At 69.3% G+C, this 2,912-nt stretch carries 3 protein-coding genes; all 3 read left to right on the top strand.

The window, feature by feature from the left end; translation table 11 throughout:
- A partial coding sequence (locus AC1D15_RS25050) for a sensor histidine kinase (RefSeq protein ID WP_477828108.1) occupies positions 1-1,201 on the top strand: 1,201 nt, incomplete at its 5' end.
- A 35-nt stretch (positions 1,202-1,236) separates the two neighbouring features.
- Positions 1,237-2,178, top strand: coding sequence for a response regulator (locus AC1D15_RS25045; protein WP_477828107.1), 942 nt, complete (start codon positions 1,237-1,239; stop codon positions 2,176-2,178).
- 26 nt (positions 2,179-2,204) lie between these two features.
- Positions 2,205-2,912 (top strand): NUDIX domain-containing protein (locus AC1D15_RS25040; RefSeq protein WP_477828106.1); only part of this gene is annotated, 708 nt, incomplete at its 3' end.

Below are 2,912 nucleotides of genomic sequence, written 5' to 3'. Positions count from 1 at the left end.
GGCCGAAGCGGCCCAGCGCGTGGCCGGCTTCTCGGCCCACGCGGAGACCGTGCTGCGCCAGCAGCAGGTGGGGGACAGGATCCTGAAGCAGCTCGCCGTGCTGCCGACCGCCCGTGCACTCGACGAGCTGGCCGACATGCATGCCCTGGAGCACGAGAAGCTGCTGGTATCGCAGCAGACCTGGCGCTGGGTGCTGGTGGCGTACTCGGCGGTGCTGCTGGTCGCGCTGGGCTGGCTCGCGTGGCGGCTGATCGCCAGCTACCGGATGCTCGCCCGCGTGAACCAGGCGCTGACGCGCAGCCATGCCGAGCTGAAGGAGTCGCAGGTCCACCTGGTGCAGTCCGAGAAGATGTCGGCCCTCGGGCAGATGGTGGCGGGCATCGCGCACGAGATCAACACGCCGCTCGCCTACGTCAAGGGCACGTTCGAGGTGCTGCGCGAGCAGGTCGCCCCGGTGGCCCAGCTCGCGGCCAACAGCGTGCAGTTCGCGCAGATGCTGCACCTGCCGAACGAGCAGCGCGACCGTGCCCGGCTGCAGACGCTGGCCCACGAGTTCGACAAGTCCACGAAGGAGGTCGCAGGCAGCCACGTGATGGACGAGATGGGCCAGCTGCTGGCCGACGGCATCCACGGCATCGAGCAGATCTCCGAGATCGTCACCAACCTGAAGAACTTCAGCCGGCTCGACCGCGCGAAGGTCAGCGAGTTCGCGGTGCATGAAGGCCTGGAGAGCACGCTGCTGCTGGCGCGCAACCTGCTGAAGAACACCGTCGAGATCCGCCGCGAGCTGGCCTTCGACCTGCCGAAGATCCAGTGTTCGCCGTCGCAGATCAACCAGGTCTTCCTGAACATCATCACGAACGCGGTGCATGCGATGCCCGCGGATCGCCCGGAACCCGGCGTGATCACGCTGCGCACCGCGCGCGAGGGCGACGACATGGTGCGCATCGAGATCCAGGACAACGGCAGCGGCATCCCGGCGAACGTGCTGCCGAAGATCTTCGACCCGTTCTACACGACCAAGCCGATCGGCAAGGGCACCGGCATGGGCCTGTCGATCTCGTTCAAGATCGTCCAGGAGCACGGCGGCAGGATCCTTGTCGACACCGAGCCCGGGGTCGRCACCGTGTTCTCGATCCTGCTGCCGCTGCGCCCGCGCGAACCCGGCACGTCCGGCGAACCGCTGCCGCTGGCGGCCTGACCCGCCCACCCATCCCACCCGACGGAGCCCGCCACGTGACAGCACCGCAGAAAGCCCGCATCCTGTTCGTCGACGACGAGGAACGCATCATCAACCTGCTGCGGGTGATGTTCCGCAGCACCTACGAGGTCTTCACGGCATCGAGCGGCGCGCAGGCGCTGGAGATCCTGCATCGTGAACGCATCGACGTGATCGTCAGCGACCAGCGCATGCCCGGCATGACCGGCGTGCAGCTGCTCGCCAAGGTGGGCAGCACGTGGCCCGGCACGGTGCGCGTGCTGTTGACCGGCTATGCCGACCAGTCGGCCATCGTCGGCTCGGTCAATGAAGGCCAGATCTTCCGCTACGTCACCAAGCCCTGGGACCAGGACGCGTTCCGCGTGACCCTCGCCGAGGCGGCCGAGATCGGCCAGATGCAATCGCGGCCGGCCCCCATCGTCACGCCATCGGGCTCGGCGGCGCGCGCCGCATCGCGGCCCGCTGCGGGCGTGCTGCTGCTCGACGACAACGAAGCCGATTGCGCGCTGATCCGTGAGGCGCTGGGCACCCAGTTCACGGTGCACCGCGCCGATACCGTGGCCTGCGCGCTGCAATTGCTGGCGCGCCACGCCATCGGCGTGATGGTGTGCGAATCGCGCGTCGGCGGCGCCRACACCGGCCAGCTGCTGCATACGCTGAAGACCCACTTCCCGGCACTGATCACCGTGATGCTGACGCATCACACCGATGCGGACGAGGTGGTGCGCCTGATCAACCAGGCCCGCATCTTCCGCTTCGCCAGCAAGCCGATCCGCCCGGCGGCGCTGAGCCTGGCAGTGACGGCGGCGATGAAGGAGCACCATCGCTGCCTGGGCGACGCACGCCATGTCGCACTGCACCGCACGATGCGCGTTCCCGGGCTCGACACGCCGGTGGCCAGCGGCATCCTGCAGGGATTGAAGGCGATCACCGCGCGCTGGCGGCTGTTCTCGGCCTGAGGCGCCGCGATACCATCGCGGCCACGATGGATGACATTCCCGACTGGCTGCACCACCTGAACACCCTGGCCGACCAGCCCCCGCTGCTGCTGCGCGAGCGGCTGTGGCTGCAGGCCACCGATGCGGTGATCGGCTCGATCGAGCCGCTGCTCGCCCGCCACATGGCCGAAGCCGACCTGCCGATGCGCCCGCGCGCCGGCGGCTGGCAGGTCGAAGGCCCGCCCGACGCGGCGCTGGCAGTGATCGCCCACTGGCTGCACGAGCATCAGCTGGGCGGTGCCTGGCGCAACGAGCTGCTGGTGGTGGCGAACGAACACGGCGAGCGGCAGGCGCTGATCGAGCGCGCCGCGGTGCGCCCGCTGGGCATTGCCACCGTCGCGGTGCACCTGGTGGGCCACACCGGCGATGGCCGCGTCTGGGTGCAGCAGCGCGCTTTCGACAAGGCGACCGACCCCGGCCAGTGGGACACGCTGTCGGGCGGGATGCTGTCGGCGAGCGAGACCGTCGCCTCCGCCCTGCACCGCGAGACCTGGGAGGAAGCCGGGCTGGAGGTGGCGACGATGCGCAACGTGCGCGCGCTCGGCCACCAGTGGGTGCGCCGCCCGGTCGACAGGAACGGCTACATGGTCGAGCGCATCGAGATGTTCGAGGGCGAGCTGCTGCCGGATCTGGATCCCGACAACCAGGATGGCGAGGTCGAGGGGTTCGACTGCGTGCCGGCCGAGCAGCTGCTG

The organism is Rhizobacter sp. P2_H2 (assembly GCF_056403375.1).
Note: the sequence above shows the minus strand (reverse complement) of the source record. Positions and strands in the feature narration are given on the sequence as shown.